The organism is Pseudomonas sp. A1230 (assembly GCF_044218825.1).
Lineage (GTDB): Bacteria > Pseudomonadota > Gammaproteobacteria > Pseudomonadales > Pseudomonadaceae > Aquipseudomonas > Aquipseudomonas iridis.
In genome coordinates this window covers 3,042,501-3,066,798 of the sequence record NZ_CP162582.1, presented here as the reverse complement: position 1 = coordinate 3,066,798, position 24,298 = coordinate 3,042,501, and the positions used below count along the sequence as shown (strand labels likewise).

The window sequence follows — 24,298 nt, the reverse complement described above, 5'->3', positions numbered from 1 at the left end:
TCCCTGTAGGAGCTGCCGCAGGCTGCGATCTTTTTGCTTTCAGACATTTGACTGTCGAGCAGTGCCAGCTCAGTCTGCCGGTTCTTTTTTTGCAAACGAGGGGTTAGTCGATGCCTTTTTTCACGGTTGATGGACAGGCACTTCACTACATTGATCAAGGCACAGGCCCGGCTGTGTTACTGGCGGGCAGCTATCTGTGGGATCAGGCCATGTGGGCGCCGCAGATCGCCGCGCTGGCGCCGCACTATCGGGTGATTGCGCTGGACCTCTGGGGCCACGGCGAGTCCGGGCGATTGCCGGAAAACACCACATCGCTGGATGACATCGCGCGTCAGGCGCAGGCGTTGCTCGATCATCTGGATATCGACCAGATCACCTTGGTCGGCCTGTCGGTCGGCGGCATGTGGGGTGTACGTCTTGCGCTGTCGGCACCGCATCGGCTTAACGGTCTGGTGCTGATGGACACTTACGTCGGCGTCGAACCCGAGCCAACCCGTCAGTACTACTTCTCGCTGTTCAAGCAGATTGAGGAAAGCGGCAAAATTTCCGACGCTTTGCTCGACATCGTCGTACCGATTTTCTTCCGCCCGGGTATCGATCCACAATCGGCGCTGTATCAGGACTTCCGCGCCAAACTCGCGGGGTATTCATCCGAACGTCTGCGCGAAAGCGTCGTACCCATGGGCCGCATCACCTTCGGTCGCGATGATTTTTTGCCACGTCTGGGCGAACTGAACGCCGTGACCACCCTGGTGCTGTGCGGTGATCAGGACAAGCCACGGCCGCCGACGGAAGCGCAGGAAATGGCCGAGCTGATCGGTTGTCCGTGCGTGTTGGTGCCGGAGGCGGGGCATATCTCCAATCTGGAGAATCCGCAGTTTGTGAATGACGCGTTGCTGAAGTTTTTGGCTGAGCGCGATTTGCGGCGCTGATGAGAAAAAGATCGCAGCGTGCCGCAGCTCCTATAAGGATGTGCGGCACGCTGCGATCTTTGATCTTGCTTATTTAGGTCCGAGAATCTTCGCCAACTTGTCCGGCGTCGGCGCGCCTTGTTGCTGTTGCAGCTCACCCTTGTCATCCATGTAGAAAATCGCCGGAGTGGCCTGCAATTCAAGGTCGTCCATCAACTGCATGTTCGCCGCCAATTTTGTTTGCACGGCTACCGGGATGTCTTTCAAGGCCTTGAGCGAACTGCTCTTGCCGGCCTTTTCGTGATCTTCCAGCGCTTTGGCCGGGTCTTTGGCGGCGAGCAACGCGGCGGATTTTCCCGGGCTGTCTTCGCGGATGATCCCGACCATGATGTGGCGCAATTGCACTTTGCCGGACTTGACCCACGGGCGGGCCTGTTCCCAGAACACGTTGCAATACGGGCAGTTCGGATCGCTGAACAGGTACACCGTGCGCGGCGCATCCTTGTTGCCGTCCTGAATCCAGTTGCTCGCCTCGAACTTGGCCCAGACTTCCTTGGCCATTGGCGCGTACACCAGTTTCTGCAACGGTTCGCTGCTCAGGTCTTTGCCGTCGGCGTCGTACAGGTTGCCCAGCAGAACGTGCTTACCGTCCGGGGTCAGGTACAACGCCATGCCGCGGTTCTGGTATTGCGCCGCGTAACCGCGCAAACCGTCGGGAGCATCGAACTGGCCGACGATTTTCGCGCCTTTGGCTTCGATCTGCTTGATCGCGGCAGGCAATTCTTCAGCGGCCTGAACCGACGGCAGTTGCAACAGGGCAGTGCCCAGAGTCAGCGTCAGCAGGTGGCGGAGGCGGGGCATGGCAGTTTCCTTGACGAAGTGGCCGGTGCGGAGGCCGGGTTCGGGTTTGAATTGGGTGTGTCGAAGTTTTCCATTGCGCGAGCCAGACTGGCGTTCGACAACTCGCCCAGGTGACTGGCCAACAGGCGACCATCGGGGCTATAGAACAGGGTAGTCGGCAATGCCATGGAACCCACGGCCTGACCCAAACGACCGCTGCGGTCGAACAACACGTTGGTCAGGCTCAGGCCCTGGGTTTCGAGAAACGTCGCAACGCTTTGCATGCTTTCGGCCTGATTGACGAACAGGAACGTCAGGTCAGGGCGTTGCTGCTGGGCGTTTTCCAGTACCGGCATCTCGCGTCGGCACGGTGGACACCAGGTGGCCCACAGGTTGATCACCAGCGGCCCACCTTTATAGTCGCTGAGCTGGATGGTTTCCCCGGCGGCGTTACGCAAGGAGATGTCTGGCAGCCGCGTGCCTTGTTCGTAGATGTTCAACGACAGTGTCGCCATCACCCAGAACAGCAAACCACTGGCCACGCCAAAACCCAGTGGCCGACGCAGCCCCGGGCGACGCCAGCCGCGATACAGTGCGACGAGCAGCAACACGATGACTCCCGGCCAGGCGAGAAAACCGCCATCGCGCAGGTCGACGATCTGCCACAGATCATCGCGGTAGTGGCTCCAGTACATCGCGACAAATGCGATGCGGGCCGCGAGCATGCCAATCAGGAACAGACTGAACAACGCCGACTCGGGATTATCGCCACCGCGTTTGGCCACTCGCCAACCGACGAAGGTCGCCAGTGCCAATGCACTGATCAGCAGCAAATGGTTAAGCGCGATGGCAAAGGTGCCGAGGGTGAAAGTCAGCATTAGTTGGCGTCTCGGGTGATGGTCCAGCGTTGCAGGAACGTATCGGCATCGACTTCACCGGTGATGCGCTGGCTGCGGCGCTCTTCGCCGTCGGCGCCGATCCAGACAAAAGTCGGTGGCCCCGGCACTTTATAGCGGCCGAGTAATTCGCGGCTGGCGGCATTGTCGGCGGTCACATCCAGGCGCAGCAGGCGTACGTCGCTCAACGCCTGCATCACCTTGTCCTTGCCGAACACCTGCTTTTCCATGACTTTGCAGGAAACGCACCAGTCGGCGTAGTAATCAAGCAGCACCCACTGGCCCTGGGCCTTGGCGGCATCCAGTTCGCGCTGCAGTGCTGCCGGTTCCTTGATGGTAGTGAACGCATCATGACCATTCGGCGCAGCACTGGCGACACGGTCGCCACTGTAAACCTGCAGCGGTTGATACGGATCGTCACTGCCGCCGGCTGCACCGATCATCAGCAAACTGCCCCATAACCCAAGCAACAATGCAGTGGCGCCGAACAACTGAGCGACACGGCCGAAGCCTTCGGACTGCTTCCACGCGCAGTAGGCGGCGATCAACAACAAGGCGCCGCACAGACCGAGCCATAACGACGGGTCCAGCACCGGGCGCAACATCAGCAACGCCGTGGCGAGGAACAGGAAACCAAACACGCCCTTGAGCAGGTTCATCCAGTCGCCGGGTTTGGGCAGGAAGCGATTACCTACGGTCACCAGTAGCATCAGCGGCACACCGATGCCGATCCCCAGCGAGAACAGAATCAGCCCGCCGTGCAGGGCGTTGCCGCTTTGCGCGATGTACAGCAACGCACCGGCGAGTGGCGCGGTCATGCACGGGCCGACCAGCAGACCGGACAGTGCGCCGAGCACGCCGGCGCCAACCAGGCTGCCGCCGCTGCGACTGCGCGAGGCGTGTTCCAGTCGGTCACGCAAGGCCACCGGCAATTGCAGTTCAAAGAAGCCGAACATCGGCAATGCCAGCACCACAAACACTGCGGCAAACGCACCCAGCAACCACGGGTTTTGCAACCAGGCTTGCAGGTTCGCCCCGAGCAGCGCAGCGATCACACCCATCGCCGCATACACCAGCGCCATGCAGATCACATAACTGCCGGCCAGCGCGAAACCCCGGCGTGGCGTCGCGCCGCTGCCGACAATCATCCCCGCCAGAATCGGCAACATCGGCAATGTGCAAGGGGTGAAGGCGAGCAGCAGGCCGAGGCCGAAAAATACCAGCAGGCTCCAGCCCAGTGCTCGTTGCTGAAGGCTGTTGGCCAGGGCTTCATCCGGTGCTTGCGCACTGGCCGGCGTGACCGCTTTGCCGCCCAGATCAATTACCCGGGTTTGCGGCGGGTAACACAGACCCGCATCGGCGCAGCCCTGATAGCTGACCTTGATTTGACCGGTCGCCGTCGCCGGGATCTTTACCTCCAGCCCTTGGCGATAAACCGGTTGTTCTCCGAAGAACTCGTCGCTGTGGGATTCGCCCTCTGGCAGCGTCGGCTGTTGTGCAGCACTCAAACCGTCGAACTTCAGGCGTTTCTGATACAGGTAGTAGCCGTCGGTGATTTGCCAGAACAGCTGGGTTTCACCGGATTCCAGGCGCTCGGAGGTGAGAACGAACGCTTTATCGACCGGCAGAAAATCCGGTTTTGTCTCGAAAGGATTGTTTCCCGCCTGGGCCAGGCCTGAGATCAGAAGCGCAAACAGTAGAAAAATATGACGCATGGAGAGGAGCCTTGTCCCTGTGCAAGTGGGGGCACAATGGGCGGTAGCGATTAACCGATGATTAACCGCGCCCTGTGATGCCGCTGCCGGCCCGGTCAGTTGCGTAACAACCCTGGCCAGTTGCTTTCGTTGATGGTGTGCGGGCCGGATGCGAGCTTGTCGGCCTGTATGTTGTAAACAAGATACTGGTTATGGGTGAGGAAAATATACCAATAGCTGTCGGCGAAAGTTCGATCGTTTTGGGCCGCCGTGATGATCCGGTCCTTGTAAGGTGCCAGGGCGCCCAGGCGGTTCTGACCAAAGGCATTGCGGGTGAGTGTTTTTGCCTTGTAGTTGAAGCTCAGGTAATGACCGTCGTTCAGAATGAATTTGAACAGGAAAGGGTGGCCGGAAACCTCTGTCCAGGTGCCGGCAATGATTTTGTCAAAGTAGGGAAGTATCGGTTTCCAGAGTGTGTCGGCTAACGCGTAGATGCCTGAAACCTTGTCTGTATCCTGGTCGTATTTGCACACGGCCGGGGTATCGCCGTAGTAAAAGAACAGCCAGGCGATATCTTCGTCGCTGCGCGTGTTGTAACCCAAAGACGTCGTGGTGAAGCCGAAGCGCAGGTTCTGGATGTAAGGCGTGAAAGTGTCCCATCTGCCGTCGGTAGAGGCGGGATAGCCGTTCGGAACATCGCCGCCGATGTTGAACCGGGAGTAGGTGTCGGTATCCTTGAAAAAAAAGTAAATGCGATCTGCGCCAGAGCGCCAGTCGACCGCGACAAAGTTATTCAATGCAGGCATGTTTATTAAAGTCCTTTTAAAGAAGCCGTAGTTTTTAGTGCCTGCTCAGGCTATCTCGGGTAGTTATTAAAATGTAGCGGCTATATGTCGGGATTTATTTCATGGGCTGTTTGCAGGGGCGGGAGTCGCGCGCTGTTTACCTGTTTCAAACAGTCGATGCAGCCGTGCAGGCACGACCTGTTCTTGACTCGGCTTCCCGTAACCCCAGGTGACAGCCATAATTGCCGCTTAATCCTCACCTGCTTCACTCGCGTTTTTGCTCAGGGAGCTCCCATGCACGTATTGGTTTGCGAAGACGATGAGCTGATCGCCAGCGGCATCGTTGCCGGCCTCACGGCTCAAGGCTTGACCGTCGAGCATGTCAATACGGCGTCCAAGGCCCGGGCGATGCTCAAGGTTGCCGAGTTTGATGTGATGGTGCTTGATCTCGGTTTGCCCGACGAAGATGGCCTGAAATTGTTGCAGCAGTTACGCCAGCACGGCCTGGAAATTCCGGTGCTGATCCTGACGGCGCGCGACTCGGTCACCGATCGCGTAGACGGCTTGCAGGCCGGTGCTGATGACTACTTGCTCAAGCCATTCGATTTGCGTGAGTTGTTTGCGCGTCTGCAGACCTTGCTGCGGCGGGTGGCCGGGCGCAGCGTCAACCTGATCGAGCACGGTGCGCTGACCTACGACCCGAGCAGCCGCGAAACCCGGCTGGCCGGGCAATCGGTGGACCTGTCGCGGCGCGAGCAATCGCTGTTGCAGGCACTGCTGCACAATCGCGGGCGGGTTCTGTCCACCGAGCAGTTGAAGGACAGCGTCTACGGCTTCAACGATGAGCTGGAAAGCAACGCGCTGAACGTCCATATCCATCACCTGCGCAGCAAACTCGGTAAAGGTATCGTCGAAACCGTGCGCGGTCTGGGCTATCGCCTGGGGCCGGCCGATGGTGGAGATCAAGGCAAGTGATGAGCCTGCGCCTGCGCTTGAGCCTGACCCTTGGCGCCGCGTTCGCGCTGATCTGGGCGCTGGCAGCGGCCTGGATGCTCAGCGATCTGCGCAACCAGATGATGTTTTCCCTCGACCAGCGTCTGGTGGCTTCGGCGCGCATGGTTGCCGGGTTGCTGGAGCAATTGCCAACATTGCCGAGCAAAGGCGAGGGCACGCATTTCAGTGCCGAGCAACTGAACATTCCCGGCGGCATGGCCTGTCAGGTCAGCTCGTTGCGCGGGGAAATTCTCGCGCGCAGTCATAACAATCCCGAACAAGCGCTGGAGGCCGAGAAAATGGGCTTCCACGATCAGATGATCGACGGCGCACCGTGGCGCAGCTTCACCCTCGCCCGGGGCGATGTACGGATTACCACGGCGGATCGGCAGATTGAACGCGAAGCCCTGAACATGTCGATCCTGCTGGCGGCGTCGGTGCCGGTAGGCGTGGCGTTACTCGGCTGTCTGTGCCTGTTGTGGCTGGGAATCGGGCAAGGCCTGGCACCGCTCAATCGCCTGCGCGAAGCCTTGATGCGACGTAATGCCGACTCGCTCGAACCACTGCAATTGCAATCGTTTCCCAGCGAATTGAAGCCGCTGCTCGATACCCAGAATCAGCTGTTCCAGCGCATCGGCAAGACCATCGAGCGCGAACGTCGGTTGACCGGTGACGCCGCGCATGAACTGCGCAGCCCGCTGACGGCGATCAAGACGCACCTGCAAGTGGCGCGCATGACCGAGGGCAGCGCCCGCGATCAATCGCTGGCGCGGGCCGAGGAGGGCGCCGACCGTTTGCACCGCACGCTTGAGCAACTGCTGTTGCTGGCACGGGTCGAGGGCAGTCTTTCCTTCGACGACGGCACGCAGTACAGCGCCGAGCAAGTGGCCAGGTTGGCGATTGCCGACGCTACGGGTGGTGAGCGTCTGCGGATCAAACTGCACCTGCCCGCCGAACTCTCGTCTGCACCGTTGCAAATGCCTGCGGTGCTGTCGATCGCCGCGTTGCGCAATCTGCTCGACAACGCCCTGCGCCATACCTCCGAAGATTGTGCGGTCGAGCTGCGTCTGGAAACCATCGGCAACCGCGTGCGTTTTGTCGTACGCGACCATGGCCCGGGCATTGCGCCGGATGATTTGCAGCACCTGACCCAGCGCTTCTGGCGCAACGGTCAGAGCACCGGTTGCGGCCTCGGCCTGGCGATTGTCCAGGCGATCGTCCAGCGTTGCGACTGCGCCCTGCATTTCGACAGCCGCCCGGATGGTTTGCGCGTTGAGCTGACGATGCCGTTGCAGTCCCTCTGACGTCTGCACATCAAATGTAACTTCTCTGCATTGGTTAATCGGCGGCGCTGACGTTAAGGTCGGCGCCAGCCTTGACTCAATGGATTGAGGGAACAGCGCCATGCAAGCACCTGTCTGCATTCGTCCGGCCATTCTGGCCGACGTCGGAATCATCAGCCGTATCATCGAACGCTCGATCCGTTTTGGTTGTGCGCTCGATCACCGCAACGACCCGTTGATCGTCAGTGACTGGACCCGGCAGCAGTCTGCCGATTTCATCAGTGCCTGGCTCGCGAATCCGCACTTCTATCTGAGTATTGCCATGCTGGCGGACAAACCGGTCGGTATCGGCATGGCCCGCCTGGATGGCGACGTTGTGCTTTGCCACGTACAACCGGAATCATTTCGCCGTGGCGTCGGGAGGGCGCTGATGAACGATCTGGAAGGCTGGCTGCGGGTTCGCGGTGTGCGCACCGTCCATCTCAACAGCACGCGCACCGGCGAAGCGTTCTATCGCCATTTGGGTTACCGCGAATCTGCACCTTCCCTCGCGCATAACGGCTTGCAGATCCTGCCTATGGCCAAGCCGCTGGCAATGTCCGGATGAACAGTCGCTCCAGGGGCTAAATCCTTGCCTCGCTTAAGCGTTTCCAAAACAGGAAAACCTGCAAGTGCGCCCCGTGACTGGAACGCGCACCTGTCCGGTGTGCTGTTTTGGTCACTATCCATAGCGAATCGAGGGGTCGACAGATGTCAGTTGCCACCAGCCTTATCAGAGAGTCATCGGCCCGGGTCACCTCGGCGCCAGCGGAAACGTTGTATGAGTTCAACGAATCGCCATTGCTGGTTCGTCAGGCACAGCAGGAGTCCAATGCCCGCAGCTATCCGCGACGCATTCCCCTGGCACTCAAACGCGCCAAGGGCCTTTATGTCGAAGATGTTGAAGGGCGTACGTTCATCGACTGTCTGGCCGGTGCCGGCACGCTGGCACTGGGGCATAACCATCCGGTGGTGATCGCAGCGATCCAGCAGGTGCTGGCCGATGAACTGCCGCTGCACACGCTGGACCTGACCACCCCGGTCAAGGACCAGTTTGTCCAGGATCTGTTTGGCTTGCTGCCGGCACAACTGGCGTCGCAAGCGAAAATCCAGTTCTGCGGCCCGACCGGCACTGACGCAGTGGAAGCGGCATTGAAACTGGTACGCACGGCCACCGGTCGCAGCACCGTGTTGTCGTTCTCCGGTGGTTATCACGGCATGAGCCAGGGCGCTTTGAGCCTGATGGGTAACCTGGGGCCGAAAAAGCCGCTGGGTGCGTTACTCAGCAACGGCGTGCAGTTCATGCCGTTTCCGTATGACTACCGCTGCCCGTTCGGCATCGGCGGCGCTGACGGGGTGAAGGCCAATCTGAGCTATCTGGATAATTTGCTCAACGATCCCGAGGCCGGCGTGCAATTGCCAGCGGCCGTGATCGTCGAAGCGGTGCAGGGTGAGGGCGGAGTGATTCCGGCCGACATCGAATGGCTGCGCGGCTTGCGTCGGATCACCGAGAAGGCTGGCGTAGCACTGATTGTCGACGAGATTCAGAGCGGATTTGCCCGCACCGGCAAGATGTTCGCCTTCGAACATGCCGGTATCACCCCGGACGTGGTCGTGCTGTCCAAAGCTATCGGCGGCAGCCTGCCGCTGGCGGTCGTGGTCTACCGCGACTGGCTCGACACCTGGCAACCGGGCGCACACGCTGGCACGTTCCGTGGCAATCAGATGGCGATGGCTGCCGGTTCTGCGGTGATGCGTTATCTGCTTGAACACAAGGTGTGCGAACACGCGGCCGCCATGGGCGAGCGCCTTAGCGAGCACCTGCACATCCTGCAGCGTGATTTCCCGCAGATGGGCGATATCCGTGGTCGTGGCCTGATGTTGGGCGTCGAGCTGGTGGACCCGACGGGCACCCCGGATGCGCTCGGCCATCCGCCGGCGTTTGCGCGTCTGGCGCCATTGGTGCAGCGCGAATGCCTCAAGCGCGGCTTGATTCTGGAACTGGGCGGTCGGCATGGCGCCGTCGTGCGTTTCCTGCCACCACTGGTGATCACCGCTGTCGAAATCGACCGCGTTGCCGAGATCTTCGGTCGTGCATTGGCTGCCGCTACTGTCGCTGTGTAAATTTTTCAGCGCGCCGAACGTTCTTTCTACATACCCGGCTGCACCCGACGTGCAGCCCACCCTTACAACGATGGAGAACCAGCATGACGTCAGTATTCGACCGTGAGGACATCCTCTTTCAGGTCGTGGTCAACCACGAAGAGCAGTACTCGATCTGGCCGGATTACAAGGCCGTGCCAGAAGGCTGGCGCACCGTGGGCAAGAGCGGCCTGAAAAAGGAATGCCTGGCCTACATCGAAGAAGTCTGGACCGACATGCGCCCACTCAGCCTGCGCCAGAAGATGGAAGGGCTGGCTGCGGCTCAATAAGCAGACGGGCAAAAAGAAACCCGCTGGACTGGTAGCAGTCAGCGGGTTTTTTCATGCCCGGAATACGGGGTTTCTGTCAGGACCTCATCGCTGGCAAGCCAGCTCCCACAGGGTTTTGATGTGCTCCACAAAATGCTGTGCACACCTCGGATCATTGTGGGAGCTGGCTTGCCAGCGATGAACGATAACGCGGTACAACTGAAGTTAGGCCCCGCTCAGCCCCTTGAGCAGTAAATCCACATTGCCCTCAAGCTCCGCCACCGGATCTTCGGCATCAATACTCAGCACCAGCAATCGGCTACCCGACTGGGCAATCGCCGCTTTCACTGCTTCCGATGGCTGACGGTGATGCAACACCACCGCCACATCATTTTCCTTGAGTGTCGCCGTGAGTTTTTTCAGATCCTCTGGCGTCCAGTCTGCATCAGGACGTGGATCCTGCCCGATCAACTCAAGGTTCAGGCTGCCGATCAGATAGCCGAAGTGATCGCTCAAGCTCATCACACTCAGGTTATCGGCATTGGCCAGACGCGCCTCACTGGCAGCGCTGAGTTTGAGCAGGCGTTGTTTCAGCAGCGCCAGATTCGCTTCGATCTTCGGCTTGGCGCTGGGGGCCAGACGCACCAGATCTGCGGCCATCACGTCTGCCATGCGCCCCATGTTGTTGCTCGCCAGCCACGGCTGGCTGTTCAAACCGTCGACTTTCAAATCCGGTTGCACGGCGATACCGGGCAACGCGCCGTCGACCGGGCGTGCGGCATCGACTTCAACGATACGAATGTTGCTGCGACGGGCGAAGGGGTACAGCGGGTCATCGGCCCACAGCGAGCGCACGCCGATCACCGCATCGGCGCCGGTGGCCAGTTTATTGAGTGCCGGAGCGCCGCGCCCGGTGAAGTACGCGGTCTGGCGGCTGCCCGGCAGGTTCGCCGGTGCCGCGCGTTCGAGGCTGACGTCGGTGCCTTTGAGCAGCACCTCGCCCAGGCCATAGGTGATCGGAAGAGAGGCCAGCACTCGCAAGCGCTTGGCGCTTTCGGCGGCCATTAAAGGTGTGGAGACCACGCCGCACAGGGCCATGGCCAACGTCAGGTTGCGCAATGAAAAAAGCATTTATCCAAGATTCCCTTTCAGACTCGGGACAACCCCGCGCGCGATGGCGGCGAGGGCGAAGGCAATACCGGCGACCAGAATGATCGCGGCGCCGGACGGGATCGGCAGATCGAAAACAATTGGCGCGAGAATCCCGCACAACGTGCTGACCGTGGCAATCAGCACCGAACACCAGAAAAAGCCCTTGAGCGACTGGCTGAGCAAGCGCGCCGCCGCCGCCGGAATCACCAGCAGGGCGCCCACCAGAATCGCGCCGATGACTTTCACGGCGGCCACGGTGATCAGTGTCACCAGAATCACGAAGAGGTAATCCAGAGTCTTCACAGCCACGCCGCGAACGGCCGCCAGTTGCGGGTTGAAACTGGCCAGCATGATGCGGTTGTACAGCGGCAGCGCCAGGGCCATCACCAGCGAGCCGACGATGGCCAATACCGCCAGATCATTGCCGTTGACCGTCAGCACCGAGCCGAACAGTACGTTTTCCAGAATGTGCACGTTGATCTTGCCCGCGAGAATCAGCAGCAGGCTCGCGCCCAGGGCCAGCGACACCGACAGGAAAACACCGATCAATGTGTCCGGCGCCAGGCCGGTGCGGTTGCGCAGGTAGTTGAGCAAAATGCCGAACAGCAGGCAGTAGCCGAACAGGCTGCCATAAGGCCCGGTGTAGGGTTCGCCCAGCAGGATGCCAATGGCCACACCGGTCAGCGCTGCGTGGCCGACCGCTTCGGAGAAAAACGCAAAGCGCTTGACCACCACCAGCGTGCCGAGCCCACCCAGCACCGGGCCGATCAACAGGCCGGCGAGCAGCGCGTTGACCACAAAACCGTAAGCCAGCGCCTCCGGCAAATAGCCGGAAGAGGCCCAACCCTGGACCATCAACCGAAAGGCTTCGTAACTCATCAGGCAGCGCTCCGTGGATGGGTCGAGAACAGGGTCAGCAGTCGTTCCGGTGTTAGCGCCTGTTGTGGCGTGGCGTCGAACAGCACGCGACGGTTGAGGCCGGTGACCCGATCAGCCAGACGGCCAACCGCTTCCAGATCGTGTTCGATCCACAGCACGGTGATGCCCGCCGCGCGCCAGTCGCCGAGCAGGCGTTCGAAGACCCGGATCCCTGCCTCATCGAGAGCAGACATGGGCTCATCCAGCACCAGCAGTTGTGGCGCCGGGATCAAGCCCTGGGCGAGCAACACCCGTTGACGTTCACCTCCGGACAGCGCGCCCATGCGGCGTTTGCGTTTGTCCTGCATACCGACCCGTTCTAGCGCTTCACCGATGGCGCCGGCGTAGTGCTTGCTCAAACCGAGAAAGGCCGGGCGGCGCTGGCACATGGCAGCCATGAAATCATCGACCGTCATCGGCAAGCCGCGATCGAACTCAAGCGCCTGTGGCACATAACCGATGGTGCCGGGCTCGCCGGGCCATTGCAGACTCAACTGACCCTGATGCGGCATCTGCCCCAGCAACGTCTTGATCAGCGAACTCTTGCCACCGCCGTTGGGACCGACCAGTGCATGCACGGTGCCGGGCTGCACCTGGAAGGAGACGTTGTCGAGAATCGTCGTGCGGCCCAAGGTCAGGCAGACCTCTGCAAATACCAAGGTCGGCCCCGAGACCTGTGAGCGCGAGTCTGCACGCGTAAGCGGTGTTGCATTTGGCAATGATGGCGGCTGACCGGGCGACTTCGCGAGCAAGTTCGCTTCCACAAGTTGCTCGCCGTCCTGGGCGATCAGGGTTTCTTTGGATGTCATGCGCCAGACTCCTGAATCGCCCGAACCACGGTGTTGAGGTTGCCGGTCATTTCCTTTTCGTACTTGTCGGCGGTGTATTCGCCGTAGGAAATGTGCGACAGCGGGTACAGCTTCACGCCCGATTCACGCTGAATGGTTTCGACATAACTAGACGGAAAGTCCATTTCCGAGAAGATCACCTTCACATCCAGTTCGCGCAGTTGGTCAATGGTCTTCTTCAACTGACTCGGGCTTGGCTCGATACCGTGGGCCGGCTCGACCACTGCCGTCACTTCCAGCCCGAACTCGCGCAGCAGATAGTCGTAGGCCGCGTGAACAGTGGCCACACGCAACTCGGCGTTCGGCGCCTGGGTCAGCTTGGCTAATGCATCGGCGCGCATCTGCCGCAGGCGTTTGCCGTAGGCGCGGGCGTTCTGGGTGTAGGTCTTGGCATTGTCCGGGTCGAGCTTGCCCAACTCCCGAGCGATGTTGTTGACCTGCGCGATAGAGGCGCTGATCGACAGGAAGGTATGCGGGTTCACCACTTTGCCGGCACCCCGCGCAGCCACACCGGTGGCGGCCAGCAGCGGCACGTTTTCATTGGCCTCGATGGTCTTGATGTTCGGCGTTTCGCTGGCGGCGATCATGCGGTCGGCGAAGTCATCATGGCCGACGCCATTGAGCACGATCACGTCGAGGCCGCTGATGCGCTTGATGTCCTCGGCCCGTGGTTCGTAGGCGTGCGGATTGAAGCCGGCCGGAATCAGTGGGACCACCTCGGCCTTGTCGCCGACGATGTTCGCTACATAACTGTAATAAGGGTGCAGGGTGATGCCGATGCGCAGGCGTTTCGCCGGATCGGCGCTGACCAGCGGGCTCAGCAGGCAGGCGCAAATGCTCAACAGAAACAGACGCAACAAGGGACGGCGTGAAGATGAAATAGACATGGGCAAACGGTCTTCTCTCGGGTGAGGGCGAGGAATCAATGGCGATGTTCGCGGGTAACCCCGGCATCGTATTGCGCGACGATCTGTTTCCAGCCGGCAGCGGCCAGGGCGGCGTCAGTCAGCTCGCGAGGCGCTGTGAGTGCGGCGTCACGGTTGAGCCAGATGTCCGGCGCTGCCTGGTCATCGGCGCTGACGCGCATCAGAAACGAACCGGCGATGGAGGGTGTCTGGCTATGACCGAAGTAGGCGGCATCGCTCGGCATCTGCCATGCATGACCACCTCGAGCGACGGAACTCGCATCCTGGGCGAACGGGGCAAAACCTTCGTCCGCCAGATTTTGCGGCGTCGGCAAGGTTTTCTGCTCTTCGCGCAGCAAGCGGATTTCGTCCAGCGTCACGCGCAGGTCGGCATAGATGCCTTGCTCGGCGGCGCTGAGGTCGCGGCGCGCGTCCAGTTGATTGCTGGCGACAGGTTCCGGTTCATGGGACACCCCGCGCCATGCCACGACGGAGCCTGCCAACGCCAGGATCAGCAGGCACAGCAGCAACACGTTGAGGGTTTCATGGCCGGCACCGGCCGGGCGCACGATTTGTGTGGTGGGCGTACTCATGGCGCTTCGATATCCGCTTGGTCGATTTCCACCACATGGCCAGGGCCCGCGTCGAACAGCACGTAGAACTCGGCGCCAGGTTTTTTGAAGGTCACTGTCGAGTCGGGGCCGAGCTTGCCCGGCACCAGAATCGTTTCGTCGTAACCGATCACATCCAGGGTCACTCCGGGTGCGCCGCTGCCATCGGAGAAACCACCGGTACATTTGATCTGTTCGTCATCGACGGCTTTGCATTCGCACATCGGGTTGTGTGCCAGTGCGCTTGCACTGAAGCCGGCGCACAGCACCAACAACGCGGCGCTGATTCGCAGACGGAAAGGGCGTTGCGAGCAGGTCATGGTTTGGCTCCTTGTTTGTTCAGCCAGTCGATGGTGGCGGGGGAGGCCTGGCTCAGGGGAATCAAGGCCTGATGCATGCTGCCGTCCCAGCCTTCCATGGTGATCCACAGTTCGGCGTCGGGTTTGGTCTTCTCCGGGATCGGCAGTTGCGTGCCCATACGGTATGGCGTACCGAAAAAGATCGCCCCGGCTGCGCGCAAGCTACGCGGTTTGCCGATGCGCAGGTAAGTGGCCTTGACCTTGTCGACACAGGCATCGCACAGGGCCGCGCTGAAATCTTTCATATAGCCGGCCGGGCCCGTGAGGGTGGGGGCTTCGTTGCGCAGTTCGGCCAGTCGCAGGCTCCAGGGGCCGACCTGGATATTGCCGATTTCATGTTGTCCCAGGCCGCTGTCGCCGCGAAACAGTGAAGCGTCGGCAAAATACTTGGGCATGAAACCAAGCGGGATCAGCAACAACAGGACATTTATGTGGAATCGCCATTTGTGCCAAAGTCGCCCCAGTCGCGATGGCGGCGTGATCGCTGTGGACTTGCTCACAGGCTGACCTCCGAAGGCTCACGGCTGAGGGCCGGTTGTACCCTGATCCGGTTTTTTTTGTCCTCGCGCTTGAGCGCATTGGCGGTGGCCAGAGCGGTGCGTTTGGTCCAGATCAGCAAGCCGCTGAGCACCATCATGCTCAGCAGCAGGCCAAAGAAGAACCAGATCAACTTTATCCAGATCCCGCCGAAGTCACCGGTGTGCAGCGGGCGCATGGATTCTGTGACGAACTCCAGCGAGGAACGATCGGACAGCAGCCGTGTAGCCGCCATCTCACCGTTGTACGGATTGAGCGTCGCCGTCTGGAACATCAATGGATACCAGCCGCGACCGCCAACGCTCATGTGACTGTAAGCGTTACCCGGCAGGCTGACGAAACTGGCCTCCAGCCCCGGAATCTTTTGCTGAGCGATTTCTACGGCGCGGTCCAGGCTGATACGTGGCGGCGGAGTGCCGGCCGCCGAAATCGGCACGCTTTCACGGGACATGGCCGGGATGATCGGCTCGCTGGAGATGGAGATCTGGTTATCGAACAGGAAGGCCCGAATCAAAAACCAGACACCGGTGATGGAAATCACCGCAATGAACCAGATCGACCAGATACCGCTGAGGCGGTGGAAATCGCCCCAGAAAATACGCGCGCCATGGCGAATACGTAGAGTCGGGCGCAAGAAGCCCTTCCAGAATCGCTTATAGACCACTAGGCCGGTAATCAACGACACCAGCATCGGCACGCCAAGGAATGACACCAGATACCATCCCCAACTGAAACCGTTGGTGAACGGCACTAGCCACCAACCATGCAAGGCGCGGGTGAAAGCCTTGAAGTCAAAGGCTGGCGCGGTGCCCTGGATCACCCCGGTGTATGGGTTGACGTACACCGTCAGCGAGCGCCCGTCCGGGTAGCTGACCTCGACGTCCAGGGCGAAGTGCGATTCGTCAGGGCGGGAGATGCTTTCGACCACGGTCTGCGGTTCGGCTTTTTTGATCGCGGCCAGAATCTGGTCATAACTGAGCAGCGGCGCATCGTCCGATGGCTGACTGGCACGCATCTGTGGATTGGCCAGCCAGACGATTTCCTGGCTGACCACCGCCAGCGTTCCGGTCACGCAAACGATCAGGACGAAAAACCAGATCGGTAATGCGAGCCAGCTATGTACCAGGAACCACAGTTTTGAACGGGATTTTTTCGACATGATTACGCGTCTATAGAGCGGTGAAAGGGCGCGTGGCTGCGGGCTTCACAGCACGGGTATCCCCGAAAGGCGCCCGTGGCTTTTGCCTACGCGAGCGGCCTGCATCTCTATAGGACGGATGAGCGAGATAAATCCCGATAAGGAATGTGAAAGTAAATGTTTCGCGTTCTGTTCGGCATCGCAACGTATTGTGGGAGGGGCGGGCTGGTGGAGTGTGTCAGTCCGCTTCAATGCCGGATTTGTAAGAGCTTTCGCGAGCAGGCTCGCTCCCACATTTGAAATGCATTCCAAGGTGGGAGCGAGCCTGCTTGCGAAAGAGTCAGTTCGGACACTGATGTAATCAGCCTTGGCTGAACATCTCCATCGCCCGCTGCTTGATCTGCTCTTCAGTCAGATCTTCCTTGTGGGTCGCGAGAAACCACAAATGCCCGTAGGGGTCCTTCAACGTTCCACTGCGATCACCGTAAAACTGATCCTTGACCTCAGACACCACGGCTGCCCCGGCATCCAGCGCCCTTTGGAATGACTTGTCGACATCAGTCACATACAGATGCAAACCGACGGAGACGGTTTGCTCCGGATTGCTCAATGGCCCTTGATCGCACGGCGAGCCGAGCATGATTGCGCTGTCACCAATACGCAGCTCCGCGTGGCCGATGCTGCCGTCGGGCATGGCCAGGCGCATGACCTCGGTAGCGCCGAACGCGTTCTTGTAGAAGTCGATGGCCTCGACGGCCTTTTGGATGCCGAGATACGGGGTAATGCTGTGATACCCCTCGGGGATGGGTTTGACGCTCATGACGTTCTCCCTGTTTTTATTTTCCGAAATGTTGCTTCACCGGATTCCCGGAAAAATCACTATAGAACTGTCTTCCCGGCCAGGAATTTCGCCCGACGAGCAGCAGCTCACATTACGTATCCAAAAAGTGCGCCCCCGGCCCTTGCTCACCCAACACATCGCCCTGATTGCGCAACGGACACGCCTCCATCGACAGGCAGCCACAACCAATGCAGCCGTTGAGCCGGTCGCGCAGCAGCGTCAGTTGATTGATCCGTTCATCCAGTTCCCGTCGCCACTGCTCCGAAAGAAACTTCCAGTCCGCCGCCGTCGGTGCGCGATCGTCCGGGAGGACTTTCAGTGCTTCACCGATCTGCGCAAGCGGAATTCCCAGACGCTGCGCAACTTTGATCAACGCCACTCGGCGCAGCACGGCGCGTGCATAACGTCGCTGATTGCCGGCATTGCGCTGGCTCCTGATCAAACCCTTGGACTCATAAAAATGCAGGGCAGTGACCGCAACACCGCTGCGCGCCGCGACTTCGCCGACGGTGAGGGGCTTGTGCAGGTTTTCGTTGGTGATCATGGTGAAATTGCTCTTGACCTTGACTTAACTAGAGGTTTTACCCTGCGCTTCTTCGAGTCGCAAGATTCGCCTTACAGCTAAGTGGGGAATTTCATGCAAGCATCAGCGAAAAACAGCAGCTTCACCCAATTGATCGAGTTCGAGATCGAGCCTCGCCAGCAGCCGGGGCTGGTCTCGGCGCTGTCGATGCAGACTGAACGCCTGGCTCAGCGTTATCAGGGTTTCGTCAGCGCAAGCGTGCAGGCCAGCGACGATGGCCGGCGGGTATTGAGCTTGCTGCAATGGCAAACCCGCGAGGCGGGGGAAGCGGCGTTCCGCAGTTTCGAAAGCGGTGAACAGGATTTCTGGCAGTTGATCCGCGCCCATCAGGCGAAAACAGTGACCTTCAATTCATTTCAGGTATTGAGCAGCATCGCTCGCAGTCACGACGATGCCTTGCACTGCAGCCTGGTCGGTTAGATCGACAGCTTTGTCAGGCGCTCACTTTGGGGAGATATGCGGTTTGGTGACGATTTGCTGATAGCCACTATTGAGAGCGTTGATTTCTTCGCATGCGTGTCGGGGCGTAGCCTTTCTCCATCGACCCCACATTGCTCGCCAGGACGCTCTCATGAATCATTTACTGACTGTCTCGCTGTTGCTCGCCGTCTCCGTACTCGCCGGATGTGCCAGCCAGGTTTCTCCGGAATTGCGGCCCTACTCGGCAGAAGAATCCCGGGAACTGGCCATGGAGGCACTGAACCGCAGCGGTCTGTCATTTGACGAATACCATGCAAAAAAAGCCCGATTACTTGGTCAGCCACAGAAGGCCTTCGGTTTTGACAAGCAGGGCGAGATGAGCGCTGAACGTGCCGTACAGCTGCATGGGCGTCCTAGCTGAAAACAAACTGTACTGCTTGAAGTATTAGCCAACTGTCCGTGGGTTTGCCGGGCCGCCTGGGGTAGGGTCTACACCTGAATGACCCTGACGGACTGCACCATGAACCTCTCGCTTGATTTACTGCTGGGCTTTGCCCTGTTTGCCCTTGTCACCTCGATTACGCCGGGGCCGAACAACACCATGTTGCTGGCATCGGGCGTCAACTTCGGATTTAACCGCACCATCCCGCATATGCTCGGCATCACCTGTGGATTCTTCGTCCTTGTGGTCGCCGTGGGATTTGGTCTGGGCGCAGTGTTTCAGTCCTATCCGATTCTCTATACGGTCCTGCGCTACGTCGGCGCGGCGTATCTGTTGTATCTGGCATGGAAGATCGCCCATTCGGGGCCGGTCGGTGACAACGTCCAGGGCGAAGCCAAACCGATCAGCTACCTGGGCGCTGCGGCGTTCCAGTGGGTCAATCCCAAGGCGTGGATCATGGCCATTGGTGCCATCAGCACGTACACGCCGATGCAGGGATACTTCACCAACGTCGTGGTGATCGCCGCGGTGTTCGCGATCATCAACTTGCCGAGCGTCGGCGTCTGGGCAGCGTGTGGCACGCTGCTGCGCAATGTGCTGAAGGAACCGCGCTGGTTGCGCGTATTCAACTGGGGCATGGCGGCATTGCTGGTCATTTCGTTGTATCCGTTACTTCTTGAAAGCTTTAGCTGACGCGTTGCTTCAACCGCCGACCCGATGCCTGTTAAGCTCGGCTTCAGGAGCGTTCCTACGCACTTTTAAATGAAGTTGTTCTTCTTTAACGGCATCCGATCAGGTATTGATGACGCTCTCGAACCGACGCGCAGCCCACAAGGCTGCGCAGTGCCGTTTGCAGACACGAGCCTCCTGATCCCGGAACACGCTCTGCGAGTCTTTTATGAACACACGTCCGTTGTATTTCGACTACGCCGCCACCACCCCGGTGGACGAGCGGGTCATCCAGGTGATGATCGAATGTCTGGGGTTTCACGGTAACTTCGGCAACCCGGCCTCCAGCTCCCACGCGTTTGGCCAGCAGGCTCGGCAGACGGTCGAGCAGGCCCGCCGGCAAGTCGCCGAACTGGTCGGGGCGCAAGCCGAACAGATCGTCTGGACCTCCGGTGCCACCGAGTCCAATAACCTTGCGCTGAAAGGCGTTGCCCAGGCGCGCGGTGTCTGCGGCGGCCACATCATTACCAGCCAGATCGAACACAAAGCCATCCTCGATACCGCCCGCCAGTTGCAGGACGCCGGCGTTGCCGTGACCTTTCTGGTCCCGGACGCTGATGGCTTGATCACGCCGCAGGCGGTCAGCGAGGCGATGCGCGATGACACCTTTCTGGTCTCGCTTATGCTGGTCAACAACGAACTCGGCACTGTCAACGACATCCCGGCCATCGGTGAAATCGTCCGCGGTCGCGAGGCGCTCTTCCATGTCGATGCGGCTCAGGGCGCCGGCAAAGTGGCGATCGACCTGGCGCAGTGGCCAGTGGATCTGATGTCGTTCTCGGCGCACAAACTCTATGGCCCCAAAGGCATTGGCGCGTTGTACGTCGGCCCACGGGCGCAGCAACGCGTGCAGGCACAGATTCATGGTGGCGGACACGAAAGCGGTTTGCGCTCCGGGACGCTGGCGACTCATCAGATTGCCGGAATGGGCGCTGCATTCGCTTTGGCCGCACGCGCTTTCGATGAAGAGAAAAAATCCATCGTCGCGTTGCGCGAACGCTTGCTCGAACAATTGCTGAGCCTGCCCGGCGTACGTCTTAATGGCAGTGCCAGTCAGCGCATTGCGCACACCTTGAGCCTGACGTTCAGCGAGGGCGATTTCAACAGCGCGGCGCTGAGCCATTCGATCGCGTTTTCCGCGACCTCAGCCTGTAACTCCGCAAGCAACGCGCCATCCCACGTGCTGTTGGCGTTGGGGCATGATGCGCGTCTGGCGGGGCGTACCATTCGTCTGAGCCTCGGCCGTTTCACCACCGCAGAAGATGTCGACAAGGCTTGCGAATTGATCAAGACCGCCTGCGCCAGTGCTCCGGCATTCTGGGCGACAGGGCTTTAACCAGCCGAACCATGGCTACGAACAATAACGAATAAGTGATTAGCAGGAGACATGATGAGTACCCAGACCTTGACCGAAGGATCGGTGCCCCAGCGCCTGGCGCGCACCCGTGAACTGATGCGCCGTGAAGGCATTCATGCGTTGTTGGTGCCTTCTGCCGACCCGCATCTGTCGGAATATTTGCCGGGTTACTGGCAGGGACGGCAGTGGCTGTCGGGCTTTCATGGTTCGGTCGGGACACTGATTGTCACCCTCGATTTCGCCGGTGTCTGGGCCGACAGTCGTTACTGGGAACAGGCGACCAAGGAACTCAATGGCAGCGGTATCGAACTGGTCAAGCTGCAACCAGGGCAGCCGAGTCCGCTGGACTGGCTGGCTGAACAGACTCCGGAAGGTGGCGTGGTTGCAGTAGACGGGGCTGTGATGGCCGTGGCTTCGGCGCGTACGTTGAGCGGCAAGCTCGAAGCACGTGGCGCGAGTCTGCGTACGGACATCGATCTGCTTAAGGAAGTCTGGAGCGACCGGCCAACTCTGCCAAACGCGCCGATCTATCAGCATCTGCCACCGCAAGCGACCGTAAGCCGCGGCGAAAAACTCGCCAAACTGCGTGAAACCCTGCAGGAGCGCAGCGCCGACTGGCACTTCATCGCCACCCTCGACGACATCGCATGGCTGTTCAACCTGCGCGGCGGCGATGTGTCGTTCAACCCGGTGTTCGTCTCTTTCGCCCTGATCAATCAGCAACAAGCGACGCTGTTCGTTGCGTTGAGCAAAGTTGATGCGCCGTTGCGTGCAGTGCTGGAACAGGACGGCGTGACACTGCGCGACTACAGCGAAGTGTCCGATGCCTTGCGCGCCGTGCCGAGCGGCGCGAGCCTTCTGGTGGACCCGGCGCGTGTCACCAGCGGTCTGTTGGATAACCTCGACAATGGCGTAACACTGGTCGAAGGCTTGAACCCGACCACGTTGGCCAAATCGCAAAAAAGTGAAGCCGACGCCGCGCACATTCGTAAAGCGATGGAGCAGGACGGCGCGGCACTCTGCGAGTTCTTCGCCTGGCTGGAATCGGCCTGGGGTCGTGAGCGCATTACCGAGCTGACCATCGACGAGAAACTCACCGCTGCTCGCGAGCGTCGTCCGGATTATGTGTCGCTGAGTTTCAATACCATCGCTGCCTTCAATGCCAATGGCGCGATGCCGCATTATCACGCTACTGAAGAAGAGCACGCGGTGATCGAGGGGGACGGTCTGTTGCTGATCGACTCCGGTGGTCAATATCTCGGCGGCACGACCGACATCACGCGCATGGTGCCGGTCGGTACGCCGACTGAAGAACAGAAGCGCGATTGCACACGCGTGTTGAAAGGCGTGATTGCGCTGTCGCGGGCACAGTTCCCGAAAGGCATTCTGTCTCCACTGCTCGACGCCATCGCGCGCGCGCCGATCTGGGCTGAAAGTGTGGATTACGGCCACGGCACCGGTCACGGCGTGGGTTACTTCCTCAATGTGCACGAAGGCCCGCAAGTGATTGCCTATCAGGCAGCGCCGTCACCACAGACCGCGATGCAACCGGGGATGATTACTTCGATCGAACCGGGCACTTATCGTCCGGGCCGTTGGGGCGTGCGCATCGAAAACCTGGCGATGAACCGTGAGGCAGGCAGCAGCGAGTTCGGCGACTTCCTCAAGTTTGAAACCTTGACCCTGTGCCCGATCGACACGCGTTGTCTGCTGCCAGACTTGCTGAGTCAGGAAGAAAAACAGTGGTTCAACGCCTACCACGCCGAGGTGCGTGAGCGCTTGAGCCCGTTGCTCGGCGGTGCTGCGCTGGAGTGGCTGAATACGCGTACTGTTGCAATCTGATCGGCATGTGCGGGCGCTGAAATCAGCGCCCGCGTGTTTCTTTCAATTTAGACCTGACGCAATGCTTCCTCGACGAAGTCGAGACGATCCTGGCCGAAGAACATCTGATTGCCGATAAACAGGGTCGGAGCACCGAAAACGCCTCGTTTGATGGCGGTTTCGGTGTTGTCCTTCAGCGCCGCCTTGACTGTTTCGTCGTTGGTCAGCGCCAGGACGCCATCGGGCGCAAACCCATGTTCGTTCAACACGGCAGCCACAGTCGCCGGGTCGCTCAGGTTTTTGCCCTCCACCCACAACGCCGTGAACAAGCAATCGACAAACGCCTGAAAGCGTTCCGGTTGGCGCAGTTGTATGCCGGTGACGGCGCGCATCAACAGCAGCGTGTTGATCGGAAAGTGCCGATTGAAATTGAGAGCTACACCATAGCGTTTGGCGTAGCGGTCCAGATCCTGAAACATGTAGCGACCCTTGGCCGGGATCATTGCCGGTGAGGCGTTGCCGGTAGCTTTGAACACACCGCCCAGCAGCATCGGAATGTAGGTCAGCTGACTATTGGTTTCTGCGCAGATTCTGGGTAATTGGGTGTAGGCCAGATAAGTGGCAGGGCTGCCGAGGTCGAAATAGAACTCCACGGTTTTGGTCATTTTCGCTGCTCTCTATTTATTGTTATGGGCGGTGGGTTTACCAGCGTTCGTTCCAGGGGCGCAGATCCAGCTCGAACGTCCATGCATCGCGTGGCTGGTTGTGCAGATACCAGTAATTTTCGGCGATGTGCTCGGGATCGAGGATGCCGTCCTGATCCTTGGTGGCGTATTTCTCGGGGAAACTGTTGCGGATGAAATCCGTATCAATGGCACCATCGACCACGATGTGGGCAACATGAATGTTCATCGGGCCCAATTCGCGAGCCATGCTTTGTGCGAGCGCGCGGATGCCATGCTTGGCACCGGCGAATGCGGCGAAACCCGATGAGCCGCGCAGTCCGGCAGTTGCACCGGTAAACAGAATGGTTCCACGTTTACGCGTGACCATGCGTTTGGCCACTTCGCGGGCATTGAGAAAACCTGAGAAACAAGCCATCTCCCAGATCTTGAAGTATTTGCGAGCGGTTTCTTCAAGGATGCTGCACGGCACGTTGGCACCGATGTTGAAGACAAAAGCCTCAATCGGGCCGAGGCGGGCTTCGATGTCTTCGATCAGCGCGATGACTTCTTCTTCCTTGCGCGCATCGCAAGCAAAGCCGTGAGCTTCGCCGCCTTCGGCCTGAATCGCGTCCACCAGCGGCTGCAATTTATCGGCACTGCGCCGCGTGACGCACGCAACGAATCCTTCTTTGGCAAAGCGCTTGGCAATCGCGCCACCCGTGGCATCACCCGCACCGACAACCAATACGACCTTCTTGTTATTCATGGGTGAACCCCTTTGGTAAACGATCGTTAAGTGAACGAACGTTATGCTAGGATTCGGCCAGCGTCAAGGTGGTCAATTCGAGGGCAAACAACATGCGTTACTCCGCCAATCACAAGCTGGAAACCCAGGAAAAACTATTGCAGAGCAGTGCGCTGTCGGCCAAGCGATCCGGGTTTTCCACGGTCGGCGTCGATGGTTTGATGAAGGCTATAGGGCTCAGCGGTGCAGCGTTCTATAGTCATTTCTCATCCAAGGATGCGTTGTTCACTGCCATCGTCGAGCGTGAGTTGGGGCAAAGTCTTGAGCGACTGGGCGGGCAGGAGGGGCAGGATCGTGAGCGGCTGGAGCGTTGCC

General features: G+C 59.7%; 28 protein-coding genes (1 of these 28 running past the window's edge). 12 read left to right on the top strand and 16 right to left on the bottom strand.

All coding sequences use genetic code 11. The features are described 5' to 3' along the window. Positions 1-110: 110 nt before the first annotated feature. Positions 111-932, top strand: a complete 822-nt coding sequence (locus AB4P97_RS14435) for an alpha/beta fold hydrolase (protein ID WP_395601247.1) — start codon at positions 111-113, stop codon at positions 930-932. 69 nt (positions 933-1,001) lie between these two features. Here the strand turns inward: AB4P97_RS14435 and dsbG are convergent, their stop codons facing one another. The 4 genes from dsbG to AB4P97_RS14415 form a co-directional block, all read right to left on the bottom strand. Beyond that, positions 1,002-1,772 (bottom strand): thiol:disulfide interchange protein DsbG, encoded by a 771-nt coding sequence (gene dsbG, locus AB4P97_RS14430; protein ID WP_047302297.1) that lies wholly within the window; start codon positions 1,770-1,772, stop codon positions 1,002-1,004. Beyond that, complete coding sequence (locus AB4P97_RS14425) at positions 1,748-2,629, bottom strand: TlpA disulfide reductase family protein (RefSeq protein ID WP_042560212.1); 882 nt, start codon at positions 2,627-2,629, stop codon at positions 1,748-1,750. The genes dsbG and AB4P97_RS14425 overlap by 25 nt, the downstream gene beginning before the upstream one ends. Then, a complete protein-coding gene (dsbD, locus tag AB4P97_RS14420) occupies positions 2,629-4,362 on the bottom strand; it encodes a protein-disulfide reductase DsbD (protein ID WP_042560211.1) in 1,734 nt (577 codons plus the stop codon). The genes AB4P97_RS14425 and dsbD overlap by 1 nt, the downstream gene beginning before the upstream one ends. Positions 4,363-4,457: 95 nt before the next feature. Beyond that, on the bottom strand, positions 4,458-5,147 hold the full coding sequence (locus tag AB4P97_RS14415) for a hypothetical protein (protein WP_115147552.1): 690 nt from the start codon (positions 5,145-5,147) through the stop codon (positions 4,458-4,460). A gap of 273 nt (positions 5,148-5,420) precedes the next feature. Between AB4P97_RS14415 and AB4P97_RS14410 the strand changes: the two genes are divergently transcribed. The 5 genes from AB4P97_RS14410 to AB4P97_RS14390 all read left to right on the top strand — a co-directional run bounded on the left by AB4P97_RS14410 (position 5,421) and on the right by AB4P97_RS14390 (position 9,873). Further along, the gene (locus tag AB4P97_RS14410) at positions 5,421-6,101 is read left to right on the top strand and encodes a response regulator (protein ID WP_042560210.1); all 681 of its coding nucleotides are present in this window, start codon (positions 5,421-5,423) and stop codon (positions 6,099-6,101) included. Next, positions 6,101-7,423: an ATP-binding protein gene (locus tag AB4P97_RS14405; protein ID WP_150596170.1), complete on the top strand. Its 1,323-nt coding sequence runs from the start codon at positions 6,101-6,103 to the stop codon at positions 7,421-7,423. Before AB4P97_RS14410 ends, AB4P97_RS14405 begins: the two co-directional genes overlap by 1 nt. 100 nt (positions 7,424-7,523) lie before the next feature. Then, positions 7,524-8,009 carry a GNAT family N-acetyltransferase gene (locus AB4P97_RS14400; protein ID WP_042560208.1) on the top strand — a complete coding sequence of 162 codons (486 nt, stop codon included), beginning with the start codon at positions 7,524-7,526 and terminating at the stop codon, positions 8,007-8,009. A 143-nt stretch (positions 8,010-8,152) separates the two neighbouring features. Next, positions 8,153-9,565, top strand: a complete 1,413-nt coding sequence (locus tag AB4P97_RS14395; protein WP_395602907.1) for an aspartate aminotransferase family protein — start codon at positions 8,153-8,155, stop codon at positions 9,563-9,565. Positions 9,566-9,648: 83 nt separating this feature from the next. Further along, positions 9,649-9,873, top strand: coding sequence for an MbtH family protein (locus AB4P97_RS14390; protein WP_042560205.1), 225 nt, complete (start codon positions 9,649-9,651; stop codon positions 9,871-9,873). 204 nt (positions 9,874-10,077) lie between these two features. Here the strand turns inward: AB4P97_RS14390 and AB4P97_RS14385 are convergent, their stop codons facing one another. The 10 genes from AB4P97_RS14385 to soxR all read right to left on the bottom strand — a co-directional run bounded on the left by AB4P97_RS14385 (position 10,078) and on the right by soxR (position 17,705). Next, positions 10,078-10,983, bottom strand: a complete 906-nt coding sequence (locus tag AB4P97_RS14385; RefSeq protein WP_395602906.1) for a metal ABC transporter substrate-binding protein — start codon at positions 10,981-10,983, stop codon at positions 10,078-10,080. Then, positions 10,984-11,883, bottom strand: coding sequence for a metal ABC transporter permease (locus tag AB4P97_RS14380; RefSeq protein WP_007917717.1), 900 nt, complete (start codon positions 11,881-11,883; stop codon positions 10,984-10,986). After that, complete coding sequence (locus AB4P97_RS14375) at positions 11,883-12,731, bottom strand: metal ABC transporter ATP-binding protein (RefSeq protein ID WP_395602905.1); 849 nt, start codon at positions 12,729-12,731, stop codon at positions 11,883-11,885. The genes AB4P97_RS14380 and AB4P97_RS14375 overlap by 1 nt, the downstream gene beginning before the upstream one ends. Beyond that, entirely contained in the window at positions 12,728-13,657 is a 930-nt protein-coding gene (locus tag AB4P97_RS14370; RefSeq protein WP_042560202.1) for a metal ABC transporter substrate-binding protein, read from the bottom strand. Before AB4P97_RS14370 ends, AB4P97_RS14375 begins: the two co-directional genes overlap by 4 nt. Before the next feature lie 35 nt (positions 13,658-13,692). Further along, entirely contained in the window at positions 13,693-14,268 is a 576-nt protein-coding gene (locus AB4P97_RS14365; protein ID WP_047302287.1) for a DUF6162 family protein, read from the bottom strand. Continuing rightward, positions 14,265-14,606, bottom strand: a complete 342-nt coding sequence (locus AB4P97_RS14360) for a hypothetical protein (protein WP_047302285.1) — start codon at positions 14,604-14,606, stop codon at positions 14,265-14,267. The genes AB4P97_RS14365 and AB4P97_RS14360 overlap by 4 nt, the downstream gene beginning before the upstream one ends. Then, the gene (locus AB4P97_RS14355) at positions 14,603-15,145 is read right to left on the bottom strand and encodes a thiamine pyrophosphate-binding protein (RefSeq protein ID WP_395602904.1); all 543 of its coding nucleotides are present in this window, start codon (positions 15,143-15,145) and stop codon (positions 14,603-14,605) included. Before AB4P97_RS14355 ends, AB4P97_RS14360 begins: the two co-directional genes overlap by 4 nt. Then, a complete protein-coding gene (locus tag AB4P97_RS14350) occupies positions 15,142-16,341 on the bottom strand; it encodes a PepSY-associated TM helix domain-containing protein (protein WP_395602903.1) in 1,200 nt (399 codons plus the stop codon). Before AB4P97_RS14350 ends, AB4P97_RS14355 begins: the two co-directional genes overlap by 4 nt. 340 nt (positions 16,342-16,681) lie before the next feature. Then, positions 16,682-17,140: a VOC family protein gene (locus tag AB4P97_RS14345; protein WP_395602902.1), complete on the bottom strand. Its 459-nt coding sequence runs from the start codon at positions 17,138-17,140 to the stop codon at positions 16,682-16,684. A 112-nt stretch (positions 17,141-17,252) separates the two neighbouring features. Further along, positions 17,253-17,705, bottom strand: a complete 453-nt coding sequence (gene soxR / locus AB4P97_RS14340) for a redox-sensitive transcriptional activator SoxR (RefSeq protein ID WP_042560196.1) — start codon at positions 17,703-17,705, stop codon at positions 17,253-17,255. Between the two features lie 93 nt (positions 17,706-17,798). Between soxR and AB4P97_RS14335 the strand changes: the two genes are divergently transcribed. The 5 genes from AB4P97_RS14335 (at position 17,799) to AB4P97_RS14315 (ending at position 22,534) form a co-directional block, all read left to right on the top strand. Beyond that, positions 17,799-18,164, top strand: a complete 366-nt coding sequence (locus AB4P97_RS14335) for an antibiotic biosynthesis monooxygenase (RefSeq protein ID WP_395602901.1) — start codon at positions 17,799-17,801, stop codon at positions 18,162-18,164. 151 nt (positions 18,165-18,315) lie between these two features. Next, positions 18,316-18,585 (top strand): hypothetical protein, encoded by a 270-nt coding sequence (locus AB4P97_RS14330; protein WP_210622940.1) that lies wholly within the window; start codon positions 18,316-18,318, stop codon positions 18,583-18,585. A gap of 99 nt (positions 18,586-18,684) precedes the next feature. After that, positions 18,685-19,299, top strand: a complete 615-nt coding sequence (locus AB4P97_RS14325) for a LysE family translocator (RefSeq protein WP_042560193.1) — start codon at positions 18,685-18,687, stop codon at positions 19,297-19,299. Positions 19,300-19,504: 205 nt separating this feature from the next. Next, on the top strand, positions 19,505-20,671 hold the full coding sequence (locus AB4P97_RS14320) for an aminotransferase class V-fold PLP-dependent enzyme (RefSeq protein WP_395602900.1): 1,167 nt from the start codon (positions 19,505-19,507) through the stop codon (positions 20,669-20,671). 54 nt (positions 20,672-20,725) lie between these two features. Then, positions 20,726-22,534 carry an aminopeptidase P family protein gene (locus AB4P97_RS14315; RefSeq protein ID WP_395602899.1) on the top strand — a complete coding sequence of 603 codons (1,809 nt, stop codon included), beginning with the start codon at positions 20,726-20,728 and terminating at the stop codon, positions 22,532-22,534. Between the two features lie 47 nt (positions 22,535-22,581). Here AB4P97_RS14315 and AB4P97_RS14310 read toward each other — a convergent pair whose 3' ends face one another. Then, positions 22,582-23,178 carry a 2-hydroxychromene-2-carboxylate isomerase gene (locus AB4P97_RS14310; protein ID WP_273878094.1) on the bottom strand — a complete coding sequence of 199 codons (597 nt, stop codon included), beginning with the start codon at positions 23,176-23,178 and terminating at the stop codon, positions 22,582-22,584. A 37-nt stretch (positions 23,179-23,215) separates the two neighbouring features. Next, positions 23,216-23,944: an SDR family oxidoreductase gene (locus tag AB4P97_RS14305; RefSeq protein WP_047302269.1), complete on the bottom strand. Its 729-nt coding sequence runs from the start codon at positions 23,942-23,944 to the stop codon at positions 23,216-23,218. 92 nt (positions 23,945-24,036) lie between these two features. Between AB4P97_RS14305 and AB4P97_RS14300 the strand changes: the two genes are divergently transcribed. Next, positions 24,037-24,298, top strand: the 5' portion of a protein-coding gene (locus AB4P97_RS14300; RefSeq protein ID WP_395598342.1) for a TetR/AcrR family transcriptional regulator. Its footprint extends 302 nt past the window's final position; only the first 262 of its 564 coding nucleotides appear in the window; its start codon is at positions 24,037-24,039; the stop codon falls past the right edge of the window.